Raw genomic sequence first — 22,228 nt, forward strand, 5'->3', positions numbered from 1 at the left:
TAGGTAGTGCGGATCGTGTGCAATTGCTCCGGTTGGCGGTGAGGTCAGTCTGACTGACATCCCGATGGCCGGTAGTTAGGGGCTCAAGTTGCGTGCATTCCTGTATTCGCCCGGTATCCCAGGATCTGTTCCAGTGTTTATCACTGACCGGTTCTGAGGCCCAACCTTCTTCGCCGTACTTGATGCGGAAACTACCGAAATGGTATGGATCGGACGCGAACGCTGCCTGTCGCACGGTAACGCAGGAACATCTGCACACCGTTACATTCAATCTTTGGAGGAGAGTCATGGCAGCACACTGCCAAGTGACCGGGGGCCCGAGCCGGGCTTTGGACACAGCATTTCGCACTCGCACCGCCGCAACAAGCGTCGGTTCGACCCGAACATTCAGAAGAAGCGCTACTGGGTTCCGTCCCTGCGCCGTAACGTCACGCTGACCCTGTCAGCCCGTGGCATCAAGACAATCGACGTACGCGGCATCGACTCTGTCGTCGCCGACATCCTGGCACGAGGAGTAAAGCTCTAATGGCAAAGGACAAGGACGTACGTCCGATCATCAAGCTGAAGTCCACTGCGGGCACGGGTTACACCTACGTAACGCGCAAGAACCGTCGTAACGATCCTGACCGTCTGGTCCTGAAGAAGTACGACCCCAAGATCCGCCAGCACGTCGAATTCCGAGAGGAGCGCTAAACACATGGCAAAGAAGTCAAAGATTGCTCGCAACGAGCAGCGCAAGGTCATTGTTGAGCGTTACGCTGCCAAGCGTCTCGAACTGAAGAAGACCCTGGTTGACCCCAACGCGACTGACGAAGCACGCGAAGCTGCACGCCTCGGCCTGCAGAAGCTGCCCCGCAACGCCTCCCCGATCCGTCTGCGTAACCGCGACCAGATCGACGGCCGTCCCCGCGGCACCTTCCAGAAGTTCGGTATCTCCCGTGTTCGCTTCCGCGACATGGCTCACCGCGGTGAGCTCCCGGGTATCACCAAGTCTTCCTGGTAATCACGAAGCTCTGAAAGGGCCGGCAACCGTTATGGTTGCCGGCCTTTTCTGCGTTTAACGCTGTTTGTGCGTGGGTGGGCGCCGAATGCGGCTCGGTGGCGCGGCGCGAAGGTGGCTGGGTGGTTGGCGCGTGGGTGGCTGGGTGGTTGGCGCGAAGGTGCGGTCTGCCTCTGCGCGCTCGGTCGTTCCTCCCTTGGGACGCGCGCTGCCGGATGAGCGCCGCCTTCTTCGGATGTTCTCTCATGTCGTGCGGGGTTTGGGGGATCGTTCTCTCACGTAGTCGTGGTTTTTTAGCGTCGTTCTCTCAGATCGTGCGGGGTTTTGGTGGGTTGGGGGGTGTGGTGTTCGACGGCGGTGGTTGGCGTGGGTGTTTGGCGGCGGGGTGGTGGGTTGTGGTTGGTGTGACGGGCTTCACTGGGGTTGGTTTTTGGGGTTTTGGGGTGGTTTTGGAGGGTCTGTGGCGTTGTTTGGCCTGTGTTTGGGCGGTTTTGACCGGTTTTTGGGTGGTGTTGGGGTGGATTTGTGTGGGGGCTGGTGGGCGTGTAATGTCTTCTGAGTCGCCGCGAGTGAGACAGCCTGGTGCTGGGAACTGCGGGGGCCGACCGCCTTTGATAACAGCCTGGAATATGGTGCGCTTTTGGGCGTGCTGGTTGCCGGGTGGGGCCGGGACCTGGATCGGGAATCGCGGAAACGTTGATTTGCCAAGATCGGGTTGATCGGGTAAGTTTGAAAAGTTGCTCCGGAGCGATCCTGTGGCCCTGTAGGGGTTGTGGGTGGTGCCGGTAAGTGTCTGTTGTTTGAGAACTCAATAGTGTGCCAAGTTTGTTGATGCCGATTGTTTTTTGATTGGTTGAAATTATGGCCAGGCTGCTGCGCACCCCCGTGTGTGGTGGTTTGGTTTTCAGCTGGTTTCGAATTTTGTGCAGCCGTGTTCGCCGTTATTTCCGGTGGGTGTGGTTGTGTCTGTTTGATTTTTTGTTTTCAACGGAGAGTTTGATCCTGGCTCAGGATGAACGCTGGCGGCGTGCTTAACACATGCAAGTCGAACGATGATCCCTGGCTTGCTGGGGGGATTAGTGGCGAACGGGTGAGTAACACGTGAGTAACCTGCCCTTGACTCTGGGATAAGCCTGGGAAACTGGGTCTAATACCGGATATGACCATCTGGCGCATGTCATGGTGGTGGAAAGCTTTTGTGGTTTTGGATGGACTCGCGGCCTATCAGCTTGTTGGTGGGGTAATGGCCTACCAAGGCGACGACGGGTAGCCGGCCTGAGAGGGTGACCGGCCACACTGGGACTGAGACACGGCCCAGACTCCTACGGGAGGCAGCAGTGGGGAATATTGCACAATGGGCGAAAGCCTGATGCAGCGACGCCGCGTGAGGGATGACGGCCTTCGGGTTGTAAACCTCTTTCAGTAGGGAAGAAGCGAAAGTGACGGTACCTGCAGAAGAAGCGCCGGCTAACTACGTGCCAGCAGCCGCGGTAATACGTAGGGCGCAAGCGTTATCCGGAATTATTGGGCGTAAAGAGCTCGTAGGCGGTTTGTCGCGTCTGCTGTGAAAGACCGGGGCTCAACTCCGGTTCTGCAGTGGGTACGGGCAGACTAGAGTGCAGTAGGGGAGACTGGAATTCCTGGTGTAGCGGTGAAATGCGCAGATATCAGGAGGAACACCGATGGCGAAGGCAGGTCTCTGGGCTGTAACTGACGCTGAGGAGCGAAAGCATGGGGAGCGAACAGGATTAGATACCCTGGTAGTCCATGCCGTAAACGTTGGGCACTAGGTGTGGGGGACATTCCACGTTTTCCGCGCCGTAGCTAACGCATTAAGTGCCCCGCCTGGGGAGTACGGCCGCAAGGCTAAAACTCAAAGGAATTGACGGGGGCCCGCACAAGCGGCGGAGCATGCGGATTAATTCGATGCAACGCGAAGAACCTTACCAAGGCTTGACATGAACCGGAAAGACCTGGAAACAGGTGCCCCGCTTGCGGTCGGTTTACAGGTGGTGCATGGTTGTCGTCAGCTCGTGTCGTGAGATGTTGGGTTAAGTCCCGCAACGAGCGCAACCCTCGTTCTATGTTGCCAGCGCGTTATGGCGGGGACTCATAGGAGACTGCCGGGGTCAACTCGGAGGAAGGTGGGGGACGACGTCAAATCATCATGCCCCTTATGTCTTGGGCTTCACGCATGCTACAATGGCCGGTACAAAGGGTTGCGATACTGTGAGGTGGAGCTAATCCCAAAAAGCCGGTCTCAGTTCGGATTGGGGTCTGCAACTCGACCCCATGAAGTCGGAGTCGCTAGTAATCGCAGATCAGCAACGCTGCGGTGAATACGTTCCCGGGCCTTGTACACACCGCCCGTCAAGTCACGAAAGTTGGTAACACCCGAAGCCGGTGGCCTAACCCTTGTGGGGGGAGCCGTCGAAGGTGGGACCGGCGATTGGGACTAAGTCGTAACAAGGTAGCCGTACCGGAAGGTGCGGCTGGATCACCTCCTTTCTAAGGAGCTGCTAACAACCGTTGTCGGTTCCCGTGCATGCGGGGGCTGGTGGTTGTCAGTGTTGCCCATTGCGCAGGCGTATGTTCTGCGGTGGGTGCTCATGGGTGGAATATCAACGAATCAAACGTTTGTTTGGCATGGCCTGACCGGTTGTGTCCTGGTGTTAGTACGGCAGTGCGTGCCCCTTTGGGGGTGTGTGGTGTTGGGAACGTGCCGGGGCGTGGTTTGTGTGGGTTGTGTTTGGCGCACTGTTGGGTCCTGAGGCAACAGGACCTTTTTGCAGCAATGCAGGGGGACACAGTTCTGGTGTTTCTTTTGTTCCTGCTTCCGGTTCGTACCGGCACCCTGTGTGGGTGTTGGGGGTCTGGTTGACGGGGTTGTTGTTTGAGAACTACATAGTGGACGCGAGCATCTAGAACACGCACATGTTTTGTGTGTGTTCTTACAGCAATTTCTTATGAATGAACCTGGCCTTTTGTGGTCGTGGTTCTCTCGAGTAAGTTTTTGATCTTGTGTGGTCAAGTTTTTAAGGGCACACGGTGGATGCCTTGGCATTAGGAGCCGAAGAAGGACGTAGGAATCTGCGATAAGCCTGGGGGAGTTGATAACCGAGCGTTGATCCCAGGATGTCCGAATGGGGAAACCCCGCACAACGCTGGGTGATTGTGTGACCCGCATCTGAACACATAGGGTGCGTGGGGGGAACGCGGGGAAGTGAAACATCTCAGTACCCGCAGGAAGAGAAAACAAGAGTGATTCCGTTAGTAGTGGCGAGCGAACGCGGATCAGGCTAAACCGTTTCCATGTGTGATAGCCGGCGGGCGTTGCATGGGCGGGGTTGTGGGACTTTCCGTACTGGTTCTGCCGGACCGGTGGGGTGTGTAGTGCAGGCATAGGTGAACGGTCTTGAAAGGCCGGCCAGAGAGGGTGTGAGCCCCGTAACCGTAATGTTGTGTACCGCCTGGAGAGGATCCCAAGTAGCACGGGGCCCGAGAAATCCCGTGCGAATCTGTCAGGACCACCTGATAAGCCTAAATACTTCCTAATGACCGATAGCGGACCAGTACCGTGAGGGAAAGGTGAAAAGTACCCCGGGAGGGGAGTGAAACAGTACCTGAAACCGTGTGCTTACAATCCGTCGGAGCAGTCGTGAGTAATCACTAGTAACTGTGACGGCGTGCCTTTTGAAGAATGAGCCTGCGAGTTAGTGTTACGTCGCGAGGTTAACCCGTGTGGGGTAGCCGTAGCGAAAGCGAGTCTGAACAGGGCGAGTGTAGTGGCGTGATCTAGACCCGAAGCGGAGTGATCTACCCATGGCCAGGTTGAAGCGACGGTAAGACGTCGTGGAGGACCGAACCCACTTCAGTTGAAAATGGAGGGGATGAGCTGTGGGTAGGGGTGAAAGGCCAATCAAACTCCGTGATAGCTGGTTCTCCCCGAAATGCATTTAGGTGCAGCGTTGCGTGTTTCTTGCCGGAGGTAGAGCTACTGGATGGCCGATGGGCCCTACAAGGTTACTGACGTCAGCCAAACTCCGAATGCCGGTAAGTGAGAGCGCAGCAGTGAGACTGTGGGGGATAAGCTTCATAGTCGAGAGGGAAACAGCCCAGACCACCAACTAAGGCCCCTAAGCGTGTGCTAAGTGGGAAAGGATGTGGAGTTGCGAAGACAACCAGGAGGTTGGCTTAGAAGCAGCCATCCTTGAAAGAGTGCGTAATAGCTCACTGGTCAAGTGATTCCGCGCCGACAATGTAGCGGGGCTCAAGTACACCGCCGAAGTTGTGGATTTCACACGGTACCCTAGCCTTCGTGGTTCAGGGGTGTGGAGTGGTAGGGGAGCGTCGTGTGGGCAGTGAAGTCGCGGTGGAAACCAGCGGTGGAGCCTACACGAGTGAGAATGCAGGCATGAGTAGCGAAAGACGGGTGAGAAACCCGTCCGCCGAATGATCAAGGGTTCCAGGGTCAAGCTAATCTGCCCTGGGTAAGTCGGGACCTAAGGCGAGGCCGACAGGCGTAGTCGATGGACAACGGGTTGATATTCCCGTACCGGCGAAAAACCGCCCATGCCAAGCGGGGGATACTAACCGCCCGGAGCCTGCCCGCCCGCCCTTGTGGTGTGTGGGTTTTGGCCGAGCGCGGGACCTGATCCCGGGAGGTAAGCGTATTAACAGGTGTGACGCAGGAAGGTAGCCGGGCCGGGCGATGGTTGCCCCGGTCCAAGGATGTAGGGTCAGGGATAGGCAAATCCGTTCCTGTGTGTTTCGAGCACGATCCTGAGATCTGATGGGACTCCCGTTCGGGGGGATCCGGTGATCCTATGCTGCCTAGAAAAGCATCGACGCGAGGTTTTAGCCGCCCGTACCCCAAACCGACACAGGTGATCAGGTAGAGAATACCAAGGCGATCGAGAGAATTATGGTTAAGGAACTCGGCAAAATGCCCCCGTAACTTCGGGAGAAGGGGGGCCTGCCCCGTGATGGAGACTTGCTCTCCGTGAGCGGGTGTGGGCCGCAGAGACCAGGGGGAAGCGACTGTTTACTAAAAACACAGGTCCGTGCGAAGTCGCAAGACGATGTATACGGACTGACTCCTGCCCGGTGCTGGAAGGTTAAGAGGACCGGTTAGCCCCTTGCGGGCGAAGCTGAGAATTTAAGCCCCAGTAAACGGCGGTGGTAACTATAACCATCCTAAGGTAGCGAAATTCCTTGTCGGGTAAGTTCCGACCTGCACGAATGGAGTAACGACTTCCCCGCTGTCTCAACCATAAACTCGGCGAAATTGCAGTACGAGTAAAGATGCTCGTTACGCGCAGCAGGACGGAAAGACCCCGAGACCTTTACTATAGTTTGGTATTGGTGTTCGGAGTGGCTTGTGTAGGATAGGTGGGAGACGTTGAAGCCCGGACGCCAGTTCGGGTGGAGTCATCGTTGAAATACCACTCTGGTCACTTTGGACATCTAACTTCGGCCCGTGATCCGGGTCAGGGACAGTGCCTGATGGGTAGTTTAACTGGGGCGGTTGCCTCCTAAAAAGTAACGGAGGCGCCCAAAGGTTCCCTCAGCCTGGTTGGCAATCAGGTGTCGAGTGTAAGTGCACAAGGGAGCTTGACTGTGAGAGAGACATCTCAAGCAGGGACGAAAGTCGGGACTAGTGATCCGGCGGTACATTGTGGAATGGCCGTCGCTCAACGGATAAAAGGTACCTCGGGGATAACAGGCTGATCTTGCCCAAGAGTCCATATCGACGGCATGGTTTGGCACCTCGATGTCGGCTCGTCGCATCCTGGGGCTGGAGTAGGTCCCAAGGGTTGGGCTGTTCGCCCATTAAAGCGGTACGCGAGCTGGGTTTAGAACGTCGTGAGACAGTTCGGTCCCTATCCGCTGCGCGCGCAGGAAATTTGAGAAGGGCTGTCCTTAGTACGAGAGGACCGGGACGGACGAACCTCTGGTGTGTCAGTTGTACTGCCAAGTGCACCGCTGATTAGCTACGTTCGGATGGGATAACCGCTGAAAGCATCTAAGCGGGAAGCTCGCTTCAAGATGAGATTTCCATACACAATACGTGTGAGAGGCCCCCAGCCAGACCACTGGGTTGATAGGCCGGATGTGGAAGCGAGGACCAAAGACTCGTGAAGCTGACCGGTACTAATAGGCCAACAACTTACACCACACACAACACACTGCACGCGTCCACTATGTGGTTCCCGAACAACAACCGTTCCAGGAACCAACAACTAAATACACAACACCACAGTTGTAACCACACAGTCTTCCCACCCCACACCACACACACGGTGCGCGGGACGGGTAACAAGGTTACGGCGGTCATAGCGTGGGGGAAACGCCCGGTCCCATTCCGAACCCGGAAGCTAAGACCCACAGCGCCGATGGTACTGCACCCGGGAGGGTGTGGGAGAGTAGGACACCGCCGGACACACATTAGGTAGAGACCCCCAACCCACACAGGGTTGGGGGTCTCCCGCATTCAAGCGACTGCATTCAAACGAGAAAAAACAGACCAACACAAGACAAGCCCCGACCACACAGCCGGGGCTTGACCCATTTAACCCGTGTTTAGCTATGCCCCGTGTTTAGACGTTCCAGAACCCATCGAGTCGCTCCGCCAGTGTTCGGCCTTGTTCGTAACCGGCCTTCGCAGCTGCCGGACGCAACGACAGGTCCATTGCATTCGCTCCGAACAGGTGCTCGGAGCTGCCCTCCGGGAAGATTGTTTCGACCCGGCTGCCGCCGGCACGTAATTCGTCGACCTGCGCGGCGAGATGCAGGCCCCACTCCAGCGGAGTCCGTGTTCTGCCCCCAAATGGTGACAGCACCAGGACGCGTGCGTATACCGAAGCCAGGTCCGCATTCTCGGCGTTGGATCGGTAACCGCCGTCAATGTATCGGCTGTCACCGATGCTGTAGGCGAACCCACTGGCGCAACTGGCGGCTACAGCATCCACCAGTTCCACTCCGCTGTGACGATCGAACTGGACCGGCTGACCCGTTACGGCGTCCACGGCAGTGATGAGCACTGTTCGCTGGGGCCATTGCAAACTTGGGAGTCGGGAGGCAACTGTTGCACGCCACTGTCTTTGCCTTGATTCGTCCGCACTAGCAGGCAGCTCGAGCGCTGCAGCGCCCATCTTGCGACGCATATCGGCAGGATCCTTCGACGCCTCAATGATCTTTTGTGTTCGTTCCAATTGATCCACCACACGCCGCACTGGACCGGACCGGACTGGACTGGATTGTGCTGGACCGGACTGTGCTGGACCGGACTGTACTGGACTGGGCTGTGCTGGACCGGACTGCGGCGGCCGTGGCTGGGGTGGCTCGGCAAGGATAGCTGCATACAGTTCCGACGGGCTCGCGCCAGCTATCTGTGCCGCTGCGGTGGAGCCAGCCGATGTGCCCACCGTCAAGTCGGCCGTGGTCACATCCAAGCCGGCATCGAACATTCCTGCGATGACGCCGATCAGCCACGCATTGCCCGTGGATCCACCGCCACCAAGCACCAGCGCTCGTCCGGCTGTTTGCCCGGGAATCGTGGCGGGTGTTTCCCGCGGCTGGTCCTGGGCAGACCGTGGCTGCCCGGAAGTGGTGGTCGAGGTGCCGGGCAGGGTTGAAAAAGGTGTTGTGTTCATGGGAGTCGCCTTTCGCGAATTGCCTCTGTGGCGCTCCCGTTGGCGACTAGCTGAGTCGCGAGATCGTGTCCTGCGGGGGAGCACCCATTTCGGATACTGCGTTCATGGGTCTCACCTCCTGTTGATAATCACGATCAACGGGACTCTAACACCGCGCTGACAAGCTGCGCAACAAAGCCATGCTCCAGCAGCCGGGGTGGACATGGTTGCCGGGGGAAATGCGCGTTTCGGCCCCGGTAGAGTTGGTGGTCATGGACAGTATTTTCAGTCATCCCGAGCCGGAGCCTGAGCCCTCGTCACAGGACACCAACGACCTCGAACCCCTGGTGGTGACAGTGGTGGTGCCAACCAGCGTTTCACATGCCTTTTTGGGTTTTACGGACCATCCCCATCTGTGGTGGCCGCTTGAGGAGGAGAGTGTGTTCGGCGCGGGATCACACGTGGAATTCGAGGAGAACCTGATCCTGGAGACGGCCGAGGACGGGCGCACTTCGGTTTGGGGAACCATCGATGACTGGCAGCCGCCGTTGTCCTTCCATGCAAGCTGGTATCCGGCGAGCACGCCCCTGGTCCACGGAATTGAGGGTCTCGTTCAGGGCGGTTGAGGGTGGCACGGAGGTGCGGTTGGTTCATGACGGTTGGGAAGGTGCAGAGGATCCTGCTGCCAGCCGGGCATCGTATGCGGAAGGTTGGCCTCGCGTCCTGGAACGCTATGTACGGTTCATGGGCGGGACAGTTGCCTAGGGTCAGGCGACTTCGTGCTGAGGATTGGTCACTCCTGAAGAAAGTCCGGCTGGAAATGCTGACGGACACGCCCATGGCTTATGTCGAAAGCCTGGAGGCAGCGCGACGGCAAACGGATGCGCAGTGGCAGGAGCGGACTGCCGCCATGGCCGGCGATTCCAGCGTGACGTTGGTGGCTGACGGCGGCGTGGATGGAAGTCCGTTCTGTGCACTGATGAGGGTTGTCGTGAAACATCCTCAAGACCCGCAGAAGCCCCTTCAGGCCATGCTGATAAGTGTCTACGTTGCCCCCGAACATCGAGGTTTGGGGTTGGCTGATGAACTCCTTCACGAGGCGTGCGAGGCTGCCCGGTCGATTTGGGTGCCAAGGTCTTGGAGTTGGGCGTCCACGAGGACAATACTAGGGCGCTGGCTTTCTACCGGCGGCACGGTTTCAACACCACAGGGACAGTCGGCCGTATCCGCAGGACACGTCCAAACGGGAACTGGTCATGGAAAAGGTCCTGGAGCAGTAGCCGTTGGTTGAGGCGGGAGCCCGGTTTCCGGGATGAGCGCCAGCCTAGGTAGCGTCGCTCCTGGGCACGGCCGTGCTCGAACGAACCACGAGCCTGGTGGGGTGTTCAGTATCGGATGGTTCAAGGACCAGGCCATTGTTGATGGCGCCCGTAAGGTGCGCACGGCCAGTGCTCCTTGCCCCTTCGCGTCCTGGTCGATGGTGGTGAGGCCCATGACCTTGCCGAGGTCGTGTCCGTCGATGCCGATGACCGAGAGGTCCTCTGGAATCCGCAGGCCGAAGTCACGCGCAGCAAGAATGGTGCCGATGGCCATCTCGTCTGATGCCGCGAAACCGCTGTTGGCCGCTCTGGTGCGCCTCCCAGCAATTGTCGGGCAGCGGCGTAAGCGCCTTCGATAGTGAAGTCGGCGGAAACGATCCATTCGGGCCGAACCTGGCAGCCGGCGTCGTTCATTGCTTTCTCGAAACCCCGCGCCGTGTCCCGGGAAGCTGGAAGTCCTGCTCGTATGCTTCTTCGCCGGTCATGTGGGCGATCTTGGTGTGACCCAGGCCGATCAGGTGGTTGGTGGCTTGCTGTGCAATCGCGGAATCATCGATCCGGATGGTGGACGCCCCCGGAAGGGGGCCGCCGATTCCAACGATCGGCCGGTGCACGGCGAGGAGCTGCTGCATCTCGTCCTCGCTGAGCTCCAGGGAGACTGCAATGACCGCGTCCACGCGCTTGCGCAGCAGGAAGTCGTTGAACACACTGTGCCGGTGTTGAGGGTCTTCCCCGATGTTGTAGAGCGTGAGGTCGTATCCGGCACTCAGGAGCGCCGCGGAGGCACCTCGATCACCGCTGAATAGAACCAGCGGTGGACCGAGGGCACCACCAGGCCAACGTTGTGGGTGGCGGCCGGAAGCCAGGCTCGAGGCGTGATAGGAGAGCACGAAGCCAAGCTCGGCTGCGGCTGCACGTGCCCGTTCCCGGCTGGCGGGGGAGACGTTGCCTTTGCCACTGAGCGCGCGTGAAACCGTGGCAACGGAGAGTCCGACTCTCGGCTACGTCCTTGATGCCGGTCATGCTGCTCCTCGGTGGGAAAGTTAGCTGGTTGTGAGCCAGATGCTCTCCCCGAGCTTAGTAGATCGGTGCCCTGCAGATTGGAGCCCACGGGATGGGCGCCGGCTGCTGCCGAACTGCGAAGTATTACCTTGCCGTCGGGAAGCGGCAGGGGCTGGTTACCCACATTCATGATCACCAGGATGTCGCCGTTGAGGTAGGCGAGCGAGGAGTCGGTGCAGTAGTCCTCCACCCATGCCAGGGAACCCTGGCCCAGCCGACGTTCGGCGCGTTCGGCGAGCATTTCCCGGTAAAGGCTAAGGTGCGACGCCGGATCCTCCTGTTGCTTGTCCCTCGCCAAGGCGGCCCAGGACTCTGGTTGCGGCAGCCAGGGTTCCTGGCCATCGCCGAAACCGGCATGCAACTCCGACGAACGCCAGGGCAACGGTACGCGGCAGCCGTCCCGGCCTATCCTTTCTCCGCCGGTCCGGGCGAAGGTTGGGTCCTGACGCATGCTTCCGGGAATGCTTGTGGAGTCAGGCAGCCCAAGCTCTTCCCCTTGGTACAGGTAGGCAGCACCGGGGAGGCCGAGCATGAACATGGTGGCCGCGGCAGCCCGGCGTCGTCCGAGTTCTTCATTGGGCTGTACGTCGTCGGGACCGATGCCGTCGCCGTCGCGGGGACCGGGACCCTCGTAACCGAAGCGGGAGGCGTGCCGGACGACGTCGTGGTTGGACAACACCCATGTGCTGGGAGCGCCAACCGCGTCCAGTGAGACCAGCGAATCGGTGATGATGTGGCGCAGGCGGTTCACGTCCAGGCCGGCGTGCAGGTACGGGAAGTTGAAGGCCTGGTGCATTTCGTCGGGCCGGACCCACTGTGCCAGCCGTGGAAGGGGATCGACGTTGGCTTCGGCGCAGAGGATCCGGTCGGGGCCATATTCCTCCAGGATGGAGCGCCAGCGCCGGTAGATATCGTGCAAGGCGGGCTGGCCGAACATGGGGGCATCGTGGCCGGGGTAGCCATCGGAGCTGTTGCCATCCGCGCGTCCGCCCCAGTTGGGCAGGCCGGCGGCTTTCACCAGCGCGTGGGCCACGTCAACCCTGAAACCGGAAATGCCGCGGTCCAGCCAGAAGCGGAGGACCCGCTCGAACTCGGCGTGCACGGCATCGTTGTCCCAGTTGAAATCCGGCTGGGAGGAATCAAAGAGGTGCAGGTACCACTGTCCGGGCTGGCCATCCGGTTCCATGATCCGGGTCCAGGCGGGGCCGCCAAAATGGGACTGCCAGTTGTTGGGAGGTTCGTTTCCGTCAGGTCCTTGGCCGTCCCGGAAGATAAACATGTCCCGCTCGCGGCTGTTGGCCGGAGCCGCGAGTGCGGCTTGGAAGGCGGCGTGTTGGTCGGAGCAGTGGTTGGGAACAAGATCTGCAATGACCCGCAGGTGCAGGCGGTTGGCTTCGTAGATGAGGGCGTCGAAGTCCGCGAGGCTGCCGAACAGCGGATCGACATCGCAGTAGTCGCTGACGTCATAACCTGCGTCCCGCTGCGGTGAGCGGTAGAAGGGCGAGAGCCAGACGGCATCAACGCCCAGTTCGGCGAGCTGGGAGAGTTCGCGGGTGATACCGGCGAGGTCACCGATTCCGTCGCCATTGAGGTCCCGGAAGGATCGCGGATAGATCTGGTAAATGACTGCGGAGCGCCACCATCCGTGGGCCCGGGAGGCCTCGTGGACGGGGGTCAATGCAGTGAAAGCTGCAGAGGGCGCGGACGCCTCAACTGGAAGCAATGAATCAACAGACATGAACACATCGTAGAAGACCAGGCATCAGATTGGAAACGCTTTCAGTCAAAATTATCCTTCCATGACAGCAATGTTTGGTGGCGGGGTTTACCAATCATCGTTTTGACATGTACTGTTTGGAAGCGCTTGCAGTTGTGAGCCACATCACCGACGTTGCCTCTGGGCGAGAGCCCCGCCGTCGAAGCACATAAGGAAAGGGACACCAATGAAGGTGCACAACACCCTCGCGACTCAGACCACCCGCCGCGTTTTCGCTACCGGCGCGATCTCCGTGGTCGCAGCCCTGGCCCTGAGCGCCTGTGGCGGCAGCGCCTCCACCGCTCCCAGCTCGGAAGCCACGAAGCAGGACCTCAAGGCAGCCGGCGCCGGCACTATCACCATGTGGGTGGACGCCGAACGGTCGCCGGCGTTGAAGGACATCACCGAAAAGTTCAAGTCCGACACCGGCATCGAAGTCAAGCTCGTAGTGAAGGATTTCGCTGCCGTCCGCGATGACTTCATCACTCAGGTTCCTACCGGCCAAGGCCCGGATCTGATCGTTGGACCGCATGACTGGATTGGAAAGTTTGTTCAAAATGGTGTGATCGCACCGGTGGAACTGGGCGACAAAGCCAGCCAGTTCCAGGATTCGTCCATCAAGGCCATGACCTACAACGGCGCCGTCTATGGCGTACCGTACGCGCGATCGAGAATATTGCCCTCCTGCGCAACACCAGCATCGTGGACAGCAAGGCGAGCACCTTGGATGAGGTAGTGGCCAACGGCAAGAAGGCCGTTGCAGAGGGCAAAGCCACCTTCCGTTCCTGGTGGGCATGGATCCCAAACAGGGCGACCCGTACCACCTGTACCCGCTGCAGTCATCCATGGGTTCGCAGGTTTTCGGTAAGAACGCCGACGGCGGTTACGATGCCAAGCAGCTGCTCATTGGTGACGCTGCCGGCGTCGAATTCGCCAGGAAGCTGGCCGCCTGGGGCGATGCCGGCGAGAAAATCATCAACTCCAACATCACGGGCGACATCGCCAAGGAGAAGTTCCTTGCCGGAGAATCTCCTTACTTCCTGACGGGCCCGTGGAACGTGCCGGATGTTCAGAAGAAGGGCATCAAGTTCGCAGTTGATGAGCTGCCCACGGCCGGTGGCGAGGCAGCGCAGCCATTTATCGGCGTCAACGGCTTCATCATCAGCGCCAAGAGTGCCAACGCCCTGGCCACCAATGAGTTCGTCACCAACTACCTCACCTCAGAGTCAGCCCAGGACTCCATGTACACGGCCGGCGGTCGCCCGCCGGCGCTCAGGGCATCCTTTGAGAAGGCAGCCAGCGATCCCGTAGTGGAGGCCTTCGGCAAGATCGGCGCCACCGGCGTACCCATGCCGGCCATCCCCGAAATGAGCGCCGTCTGGGCTGACTGGGGCGCCACGGAACTGGCCATCATCAAGGGCCAGGGCGATCCCGCTGAAGCGTGGACCAAGATGGCCGCGAGCATCAAGTCCAAGATCGGCGGCTGACGCCGCAACCGGTGATTCCACCGGTCTGCCCGGGGCCGGACGGTGCCCGCCGTCCGACACCGGGCCCACCGTCCGGCCCATGCCAGCCGCAAACTGCTTTACTCCAAGGATCAAAGATGCCAGAGCCAGATCTCCACGAACTGCCAGCCAGTCCAGCCAGTACGACGCCGGTGCAGCCGCCTCGCGGTGCTCCCCACCAGAAGGCTGCACACCAGAAGGCTGCCCGCCGGAACGCTGCACGCCGGAAAATAGGGAACGGCCTCCGGGGCCCCGACTCCATCAAGGGCACCATCCTAAAGATCGTCCTGTTGGGCGTGGTGGATGCCTTTGCCGTGTACGTGCTGATGATGCTGTTCCTGAGCCAATCATGGGCCGCGCTCGCTGTCTCCTCGCTGGTGGTCCTGGCGATTAACTGGATCTATTTGCGCAGGGGCGGGCTTCCGGCGAAGTATCTGGCTCCGGGTGTGCTGTTCCTGCTGGTGTTCCAGGTCCTGGTGGTGTTCTTCAGCGGCTATATCGCCTTCACCAACTATGGCGACGGGCATAACAGCACCAAGGAAGACGCCATCGCGGCCATCCAGCTGACCGCCCAGAAGCGCGTCCCGGATTCGCCCGCATACAAGGCTGCCGTGCTGACCAAGGGCGATACGTTCTACCTCTTGTTTACGGACCCCTCCGGCAAAGCCCAGATAGGCAGCACCGAGGCGCCGCTCACTGACGTCTCCGGGGCGGGAAAGGATGCCACCGGCAAGGCCAACTCCCTTCCCGGTTACGAAACACTGAAGTTCCAGGAGATCGTGGCCAACCAGCAGGAAATCCTGAAGATTACCGTTCCCGTCTCGGAGGACCCCGCTGATGGAACCCTGCGCACCGCCGATGGCAGCACCGCCTACCAGTTCAAGCCGGCGCTGAGCTACGACGCCGCCACCGATACCTTCACTGACAGCGAGACCGGTACGGCCTACCGCGACAACGGCAAGGGCGCCTTCGCGGACGCTGATGGAGAGACGTTGGCCACCGGCTGGAAGATCGACGTAGGCATGGAGAACTTCGCCCGCGCCTTCACCGATCCGAGCCTCCGCGGTCCACTCCTGGGCGTCATTCTTTGGACTTTCACCTTCTCCGTAGCCTCCGTTGCCTTGACGTTCGCCATGGGGCTGTTCCTGGCCATCACCTTCAACCGTGAGGATCTGCGCGGCAAGAAGATTTACCGGATCCTGATGATTTTGCCCTACGCATTCCCGGCATTCCTGTCTGGATTGGTGTGGTCGGGCATCCTCAACCCCGAGTTCGGGTGGCTCAACCAGACACTGCTGGGCGGGGCGAACATTGGCTGGCTCACGGACCCTGTCCTGGCAAAGATCAGCGTGCTGGTGGTCAATGTGTGGCTCGGATTCCCGTACATGTTCCTGGTATGCACCGGGGCACTCCAATCCTTGCCAACAGAAATTGACGAGGCTGCCCGCATGGATGGAGCATCCCCATGGCGAGTGTTCCGCTCCATCAAGCTGCCGCTGCTGCTGGTCTCGGTGGCACCGCTGCTGATCTCCTCCTTTGCGTTCAACTTCAACAACTTCAATGTCATTTACATGTTGACCGGTGGCGGCCCGCGCTTTGCTGACACCGATCGCGATATCGGAGCCACGGACATCCTGATCACGCTGGTTTACAAGGTGGCGTTCGGCCAAGGCACAGGGCGCGACTACGGACTGGCAAGCGCGCTCGCCATCATCATCTTCATCATCGTGGCCACGATTTCGGCCATTAGCTTCAAGCAGACCAAAGCACTCGAGGACGTGAACTAATGAGCGAGGCACAGGTACGCACCCTCCGCACCATGGAACAGGCGCACGACGGCGGTCCCGCATCGCTGGTGCCAAAGCGGCGTCCCTTTGGGGTTTGGTTCAAAGACAAGGGCTGGCGGCACGCTGTCGGTATCGTCACCACCATCTTCGCCGTGTTCCCGCTGCTCTATGTTTTGTCGGCGGCACTGGACTCCAACGGCACCTTGGTAGGCTCCAACGGTCTGTTCTCCAGATTCGATACCGGCAACTTCACTGCGCTCTTCAGCGATCCAAGCCGTCCCTTCGGCCGCTGGTTCCTCAATACCCTGCTGGTGGGCCTGGTTACTTCCGCCGCCACGGTCTTCCTGGGGGCGATGGCCGCGTACGCGTTCTCCCGTATGCGCTTCAAAGGCCGACGTGTGGGACTGTTGACCCTGCTCCTGCTGCAGATGTTCCCGCAACTGCTGGCCGTCGTCGCGATCTTCCTCCTCCTCAGCGGCATCTCGCAGGTGATCCCCGCCCTGGGCCTTGGCAGCCAACTGGGGCTCATTATGGTGTACCTCGGTGGCGCGCTGGGCGTGAACACGTACCTCATGTACGGCTTTTTCAACACGGTCCCGCAGTCCCTGGACGAAGCTGCCAAGATCGATGGCGCCAGCCATGTCCAGATCTTCTTCGGCATCATCCTGCGCCTGGTCACTCCCATCCTGGCGGTTGTTGGACTCCTGGCATTCATCGGTATCTCAAGTGAATTCGTGATCGCCAGCGTTGTCCTGACCGATCCTGATAGCCAGACACTCGCCGTCGGGCTCTATTCCTACGTCGCACAGCAGCGTTCGGAGAATTGGGGCGTCTTCGCCGCTGGCGCCGTCATCGCGGCTATCCCGGTCATGGCGCTGTTCCTCTTCCTGCAGAAGTACATCGTCAGCGGCCTTACCGCTGGCTCAGTAAAAGGATGACCATGTCGCTTGCCGTTCCACATCACGACGGATCCGCTCTTTATGTTTCGAGTCATGCTCCCGGTCGGATTTCCTTGGGCGAGGTTGTTCGGCTTCGCCTGCGGGTTCCGCAGGAGTGGGGTTCCGCGTCCCGCGTTTGGGTCCGTTCCGTGCAGGACGGCGAGCCGCGCTACGACGCCGCGATCCGGCTCGGCAGCATCGATGGCTGGGTCTGGTGGGAAATGGCGATGCTGGTGGCCAATCCTGTGGCGAAATACCGGTTCCTGCTGGAAATCGAGATCAGCAGCGCGAGTGGGCGGAACTACTGGAACCTCAACGCCCAAGGGCTTTTCAAGAGAGACGTTGCTGATTCAGCGGACTTCCGCCTCACCACATTTGCCCCGGCACCGCAGTGGCTGCATCAGTCCACCATGTACCAGGTGTTTCCGGACCGCTTCTCCCGCTCTGCCCAAGCCGATGCTCACCCCCTCCCGGACTGGGCTGTGGGCAGCTCGTGGGACGAAGCAGTAGTGGCTACCGGGCGGGAAACGCCCATTCAGTTCTATGGCGGTGACCTGCCCGGAATCACGGGGAAACTGGACCATCTCCAGGAACTGGGCATCGACGTTCTCTACCTGACGCCCTTCTTCCCGGGCCCGTTCCAACCACCGCTACGACGCCTCCACCTTCAACTCCGTGGACCCGCTCCTTGGCGGGAACCAAGCGCTGGTGGAGTTGGTGGAGGCGGCGCATTCGCGGGGCATTCGTGTGATGGGTGACCTTACCGCCAATCACACGGGCGATGCACACGACTGGTTCGTGAAGGCTCTCGCCGATCCCGGCTCGGAGGAAGCGGGTTACTACTACTTCAGCGAGGACCATTCGACGTACGAGTCGTGGTGGGGTGTGCCGTCGCTGCCGAAACTTAACTGGTCTTCGGACGCCCTCCGGCGGCGTTTCGTGACGGACGAGGATTCGGTGGTTGCCCGGTGGCTCAAGCCGCCCTTCAACCTGGACGGCTGGAGGATAGACGTCGGCAATATGACCGGACGCCTTGGCTCCGTGGATCTGAATCACGAGGTTGCCCGGCTCATCGCCGAGCGGGTCCGTGAGATCAACCCGGATGCAGCTTTGTTGGCCGAGTCCACATCCGATGCCGCGCCGGACTTCACGGGTGAGCACTGGCACGGTGCCATGACCTACTCCAACCTCACCCGGCCACTGTGGTCCTGGCTTGCGGGGGATGCACCGCACGTAAACTTCTTCGGGTCGCCCCAGGCAGGACCCAACAAGATCGAGGCCGAAGCCTTCCTGGCCACCCATCTGGACCTCACTGCGGGATTTAGCTGGGGTGTGCGAAATAACACGATGAATGCGCTCAACACACATGACACCGCACGCGCAGCGACAGTAATGCTCGACGGCGGCCAGGAAGTTGGCGCGCTGCTCACCTTCACCCTGCCGGGCGTTCCTGTCCTGTTCGCGGGAGACGAGTTTGGCCTTGAAGGCTTCAACGGCGAGGACTCCAGGACGCCCATGCCGTGGGGCTGGCAGGAAGGAAAATCCGGCCGCCACCGCGTCAAGGATCTGCGTTCCTTCTACTCGGCCCTGGGGCGGCTGAGGAGTGGGCTGCCCGCACTCACCGAAGGCGGGCTGCGCTGGATTCACGCGGAGGGAGACGCCGTGGTATTCGTGCGTGAGACCACTGATTCTGCAGTCCTGGTCATGGCCGTCCGCGACTCCGCCCGGGTCTGCCTGGATAAGGCCGTCCTTTCCAAGCTGCAACTCGAATCGCTGTCCGACGCACCCCTGCACAGCTTTGGGAACATCACGACGAGCCGGGGGAGTGAGGGCGACGTACTGCTATGCGCGGACGGCATTTCTGCTGGTATCTGGTCCCTGCCCGGAACCTGCCTTCCTACGGTGGTGGGTGGCGCTGATTAGACTGGGAGCACTGAAAACTCTGCGAAGACTGCCGATTTGGCGTGTCCGCGGAGCTCATGTGTGAAGGGACCACCTTGTCGGACGAAACGGCTATGGCCGGAACAACAGAGGAAAGCATCAAAGGCCGCACTGTCGGCCGCCCGGAAGCCGCGCAAACGGACGTCGGCCACAGTGCCAGGCAGCGCGCGTTCTTGGAGAGCCTTGCCGGCGGACTCCGGGCCGGCCAGATCGCCGGAGATGAAGCCACCCGCACGGTCTATTCCGTAGATCAAGGGCCATTGCTGGAGCGACATTTGCCGCTCGCCGTCGTCTGGGCCGAATCCGTGGAAGACGTCCAAAACATCGTCCGCAGTTGCGCAGCCTACCAGGTGCCAATCGTCGCGCGTGGTGCCGGAACGGGTGTCTCGGGAGGCGCACACGCCACCCAAGGCTGCATTGTGCTCAGCCTGGAACGAATGAACCGCATCCTGGACCTCAACCCCGATGACGAGACCGCCGTCGTCGAACCTGGCGTCATCAACGCCGAACTCAATGCCGCAGCCGCCGAACACGGGCTCATGTATGCACCGGATCCGGCCAGCTACAAGATGTCCACCATCGGCGGCAACGTAGCCACCAACGCAGGTGGACTGCGCTGCGCAAAATACGGGGTGACACGGGATTCTGTACTGGCCTTGGACGTTGTCCTGGCCGACGGTTCACTGCTCCACACCGGGCACCAAACGTTCAAGGGCGTTGCCGGATACGACCTCACGGCACTCCTGGTGGGCTCCGAAGGGACACTCGGAATCGTCGTGGGCGTGACGGTCCGCCTGAAGTACCTGCCACGCGAAGTCCACACCATCGCCGCGTTCTACCAGGACTTCCGCAGCGCCGCCGCAGGCGTCCTGGCAGTAGGCAAAGCCCGGGTCCAGCCAGCCATCATGGAGCTCCTGGACAACGGAACACTCATCCAGCTCGACGAGATGAACGGCTCAGACCTGCAAACCCGCGGAAAATCCCTGCTGCTGATCCAAACAGACGGTTTTGGAGCAGCCGCGGAAGCCGACGTCGTCCGGCAAGTACTCGTCGAAGGCGGAGCCAAAGTCACCACCGAAGCCAGCGAAGAAGCCGAAATGCTCGTCGAACTACGCCGCAACAGCCGCGGCGTGGAAATGGACGACGAATTCAGGGTCGGCGAGGACATCGCTGTTCCACGCTCCAGGCTGGTGGACTTCGTAGCTGAACTCGAAGCCATGGCCGACCGCTTCCAGGTCCGCCTCAAAGTGGTGGCCCATGCTGGAGACGGAAACCTCCACCCCACGTTCTGGATGGACCGGGTAGACCCCGCCACAGACGCCGACGCCCTGGTACGCCTCAACGCTGCCCTTGATGAATCGATCCGGATCGGCCTCGAAATGGGTGGCACGATTACTGGTGAGCACGGCGTGGGGCAGTACAAGCTCCGATGGCTGGGACTGGAACAACCTGAGCCGGTGCGGGAACTGCAGCGGCGGATCAAGGAGTTGTTCGATCCTGCGGGGATTCTTAATCCGGGGAAGGCTATTTAGGGGTTTGCCTGCGGGGCGGGGCGTGTGGCGGGCCCGGGTGGAGGGCCGCAGGGCCGAAACGCTCTGCGCGCTCGGTCGTTCCTCCCTTAGACGCGCGCTGCCGCGTTCCGGCCCTGCGGCCCTTTCGTTCGGCTCGCCGCGCGCGCTGCCGCGTTCCGGCCCTGCGGCCCTTTCGTTCGGCTCGCCACGCGCGCTGCCGCGTTTCGGCCTTGCTCCCCGCTCCATCCGAGATGGTATTCCAAACAGTTGCCCGCTGTTCTCAGTTCGCATTAGTAGCAGCATGTTTGGTGGGTTTACTTTGAGTCGCGCTCCTCGTAGTCTTGTTTGGTATACCAAAATTGCCATGAGGAGAATTGCGTGCGCGAGAAGCGTTTGGGGCTGGGTGGGCGGCGTTCGCGGGTGTCCCGTGTCCTGGTGTTGTTGGCTTTGGTGCTGGTCTCCGTCAATCTCCGGCCTGCCATCACCACCATTGCCGGTGTGATGAACCAGGTCCCGGGGGCGTTTCACTTGGATCCGGCTATGCTCCCAGTTTTGGGTACGTTGCCGGTCCTGGCCTTCGGTGTTTCCGGGCCGATTGGGCCGTGGCTTGCCCGGCGGCTTGGAACCGGGCCTGCTGTGGCGCTTGCACTGTTGTTTCTCGCTGCCGCGTTGATCGTCAGGGTCCTTGTACCCCCGCTCCTCCTGCCCGGCACGTTCCTTGCAGGCATGGCAATCATGACGGCCAGTGTGCTGGTTCCGCAGATCGTCAAGGCGAACCACGGCTCCGGCTGGTGGACGGGACTTTGCACCATGGGCTTTGGGCTTGGAGCAGCGCTCGGCGCAGGTTTGGTCCAGCCCCTTGCCCAGACTTTGGGCGGGAGCCTCGCCTGGGCGCTGGCGGTGTGGGCCGTCCCGGCACTGTTGGGAGCATGCCTCATCCAACGCTCCGGAAGACGGTCGACGCCGGCGGGCACCTCCACTCGCAAAGCCGGGTCAGCGGCAGGCGCCGTTTCGCCGCTGACGCAGGGCGCGCCGTCGTTCTCTGTATTCCCGGCGCCTGTCATCCCGGCGCCAGTCAGCCCGTCGGAAGTCACGCCGCTGCAAGTCACACCGCTGCGTAAGCAGCGCACAGCCTGGGCTGTCACGGCCTTCTTTGGACTTCAGGCCATGCTCTACTTCGCGATCACGTCATGGCTGGCGGTTTATCTCGTCTCCAAGGGGCTGTCATCGGCGGACGCTGCTGGGTTGCTGGCATGGTTCAGCCTTGCGGGGCTCCCCGCGAGCCTGCTGGCTCCTGTGCTGGCCGGTCGTCCTGCCATCCTGCGGATAATGGCACCCGGCCTGGGACTGGCGGTTGCCCTGGCACTTTTGGGAGTCCTCGCGGCGCCGTCCGCCCTGCAGTTCTTGATGGTGGGGATTCTGGGAATCGTCCAGAGCGCCGGGTTCGGCCTGGCGATGGCTTTGGTAGTGATCCGCTCCTCAGGTCCGCAGACAGCGGGAAAGCTCTCGGCCATGAGCCAAGGGCTGGGGTTCGCCCTTGCCTCGCTCGGTCCACTCGTCGCCGGGCTGCTCCATGCGTGGACCGGAGGCTGGGAAGTCACGTTCTGGGCACTCGCGGCCCAAGCGGTGGTTCTGGCCGCTGCAGGCTTCCTGGCCATACGTGGGCCCGTAGTGAATGTTGAGCCGGTAAGCAGTAATGCATCCCCCAACGGACTATTCACCCTCGCGCGCGGGGGTGAATAGTCCATCAGGCGGGGTTCGACCACTGTCGGCCG

General features: G+C 60.6%; 10 protein-coding genes, 3 rRNA genes and 5 pseudogenes. 14 read left to right on the forward strand and 4 right to left on the reverse strand.

Features of this window, described 5'->3' with window-relative positions; translation table 11 throughout:
* Positions 1-287: 287 nt before the first annotated feature.
* From rpmB to rrf, 6 genes and pseudogenes are all read left to right on the forward strand, one after another.
* A pseudogene (gene rpmB / locus LDP01_RS14585) lies at positions 288-526 on the forward strand (50S ribosomal protein L28).
* Positions 526-693, forward strand: coding sequence for a 50S ribosomal protein L33 (rpmG, locus tag LDP01_RS14590; protein WP_003798558.1), 168 nt, complete (start codon positions 526-528; stop codon positions 691-693). The pseudogene rpmB and the gene rpmG overlap by 1 nt, the downstream one beginning before the upstream one ends.
* Positions 694-697: 4 nt before the next feature.
* Positions 698-1,003 carry a 30S ribosomal protein S14 gene (rpsN, locus tag LDP01_RS14595; RefSeq protein ID WP_216927432.1) on the forward strand — a complete coding sequence of 102 codons (306 nt, stop codon included), beginning with the start codon at positions 698-700 and terminating at the stop codon, positions 1,001-1,003.
* A gap of 981 nt (positions 1,004-1,984) precedes the next feature.
* Positions 1,985-3,508: ribosomal RNA gene (locus LDP01_RS14600) — 16S ribosomal RNA — on the forward strand.
* Positions 3,509-4,025: 517 nt separating this feature from the next.
* Positions 4,026-7,178: ribosomal RNA gene (locus LDP01_RS14605) — 23S ribosomal RNA — on the forward strand.
* Positions 7,179-7,325: 147 nt separating this feature from the next.
* A 5S ribosomal RNA gene (gene rrf / locus LDP01_RS14610) occupies positions 7,326-7,442 on the forward strand.
* Together the 16S, 23S and 5S rRNA genes form the textbook arrangement of a ribosomal RNA operon.
* 157 nt (positions 7,443-7,599) lie before the next feature.
* Here rrf and LDP01_RS14615 read toward each other — a convergent pair.
* Positions 7,600-8,655, reverse strand: coding sequence for a patatin-like phospholipase family protein (locus LDP01_RS14615; RefSeq protein WP_224093538.1), 1,056 nt, complete (start codon positions 8,653-8,655; stop codon positions 7,600-7,602).
* Positions 8,656-8,906: 251 nt separating this feature from the next.
* Here LDP01_RS14615 and LDP01_RS14620 point away from each other — a divergent pair.
* Positions 8,907-9,399: pseudogene (locus LDP01_RS14620) on the forward strand (SRPBCC domain-containing protein).
* Positions 9,400-9,664: 265 nt separating this feature from the next.
* A complete protein-coding gene (locus tag LDP01_RS14625) occupies positions 9,665-9,925 on the forward strand; it encodes a GNAT family N-acetyltransferase (RefSeq protein ID WP_263433792.1) in 261 nt (86 codons plus the stop codon).
* Here the strand turns inward: LDP01_RS14625 and LDP01_RS23975 are convergent.
* The 3 genes and pseudogenes from LDP01_RS23975 to LDP01_RS14635 form a co-directional block, all read right to left on the reverse strand.
* On the reverse strand, positions 9,889-10,227 hold the full coding sequence (locus tag LDP01_RS23975) for a substrate-binding domain-containing protein (RefSeq protein ID WP_527249080.1): 339 nt from the start codon (positions 10,225-10,227) through the stop codon (positions 9,889-9,891). The genes LDP01_RS14625 and LDP01_RS23975 overlap by 37 nt on opposite strands.
* Positions 10,228-10,363: 136 nt before the next feature.
* On the reverse strand, positions 10,364-10,660 hold the full coding sequence (locus LDP01_RS23980; RefSeq protein ID WP_527249081.1) for a hypothetical protein: 297 nt from the start codon (positions 10,658-10,660) through the stop codon (positions 10,364-10,366).
* 395 nt (positions 10,661-11,055) lie between these two features.
* Positions 11,056-12,753: pseudogene (locus LDP01_RS14635) on the reverse strand (glycoside hydrolase family 13 protein); the annotation flags it as partial.
* A 205-nt stretch (positions 12,754-12,958) separates the two neighbouring features.
* Here LDP01_RS14635 and LDP01_RS14640 point away from each other — a divergent pair.
* The 6 genes and pseudogenes from LDP01_RS14640 to LDP01_RS14665 all read left to right on the forward strand — a co-directional run bounded on the left by LDP01_RS14640 (position 12,959) and on the right by LDP01_RS14665 (position 22,196).
* A pseudogene (locus LDP01_RS14640) lies at positions 12,959-14,258 on the forward strand (sugar ABC transporter substrate-binding protein).
* A 116-nt stretch (positions 14,259-14,374) separates the two neighbouring features.
* Positions 14,375-16,063, forward strand: a complete 1,689-nt coding sequence (locus LDP01_RS14645) for an ABC transporter permease subunit (RefSeq protein WP_224093540.1) — start codon at positions 14,375-14,377, stop codon at positions 16,061-16,063.
* Between the two features lie 32 nt (positions 16,064-16,095).
* Positions 16,096-17,001 carry a sugar ABC transporter permease gene (locus LDP01_RS14650; protein ID WP_224093848.1) on the forward strand — a complete coding sequence of 302 codons (906 nt, stop codon included), beginning with the start codon at positions 16,096-16,098 and terminating at the stop codon, positions 16,999-17,001.
* 2 nt (positions 17,002-17,003) lie between these two features.
* Positions 17,004-18,924: pseudogene (locus LDP01_RS14655) on the forward strand (glycoside hydrolase family 13 protein).
* Positions 18,925-19,016: 92 nt separating this feature from the next.
* Positions 19,017-20,474: an FAD-binding oxidoreductase gene (locus tag LDP01_RS14660; protein WP_224093542.1), complete on the forward strand. Its 1,458-nt coding sequence runs from the start codon at positions 19,017-19,019 to the stop codon at positions 20,472-20,474.
* A gap of 357 nt (positions 20,475-20,831) precedes the next feature.
* Positions 20,832-22,196 carry an MFS transporter gene (locus LDP01_RS14665; RefSeq protein ID WP_224093544.1) on the forward strand — a complete coding sequence of 455 codons (1,365 nt, stop codon included), beginning with the start codon at positions 20,832-20,834 and terminating at the stop codon, positions 22,194-22,196.
* The last annotated feature ends 32 nt before the right edge of the window (positions 22,197-22,228 follow it).

Source organism: Arthrobacter sp. StoSoilB13, assembly GCF_019977255.1.
Lineage (GTDB): Bacteria > Actinomycetota > Actinomycetes > Actinomycetales > Micrococcaceae > Arthrobacter.

Excerpts from the sequence above, each read along its gene's own strand:
- rpmG (WP_003798558.1), top strand. The coding sequence starts at position 526 with ATGGCAAAGGACAAGGACGTACGTCCGATCATCAAGCTGAAGTCCACT.
- rpsN (WP_216927432.1), top strand. The coding sequence starts at position 698 with ATGGCAAAGAAGTCAAAGATTGCTCGCAACGAGCAGCGCAAGGTCATT.
- LDP01_RS14615 (WP_224093538.1), bottom strand. The coding sequence starts at position 8,655 with ATGAACACAACACCTTTTTCAACCCTGCCCGGCACCTCGACCACCACT.
- LDP01_RS14625 (WP_263433792.1), top strand. The coding sequence starts at position 9,665 with ATGCTGATAAGTGTCTACGTTGCCCCCGAACATCGAGGTTTGGGGTTG.
- LDP01_RS23975 (WP_527249080.1), bottom strand. The coding sequence starts at position 10,227 with ATGGCCATCGGCACCATTCTTGCTGCGCGTGACTTCGGCCTGCGGATT.
- LDP01_RS14645 (WP_224093540.1), top strand. The coding sequence starts at position 14,375 with ATGCCAGAGCCAGATCTCCACGAACTGCCAGCCAGTCCAGCCAGTACG.
- LDP01_RS14650 (WP_224093848.1), top strand. The coding sequence starts at position 16,096 with ATGGAACAGGCGCACGACGGCGGTCCCGCATCGCTGGTGCCAAAGCGG.
- LDP01_RS14660 (WP_224093542.1), top strand. The coding sequence starts at position 19,017 with ATGGCCGGAACAACAGAGGAAAGCATCAAAGGCCGCACTGTCGGCCGC.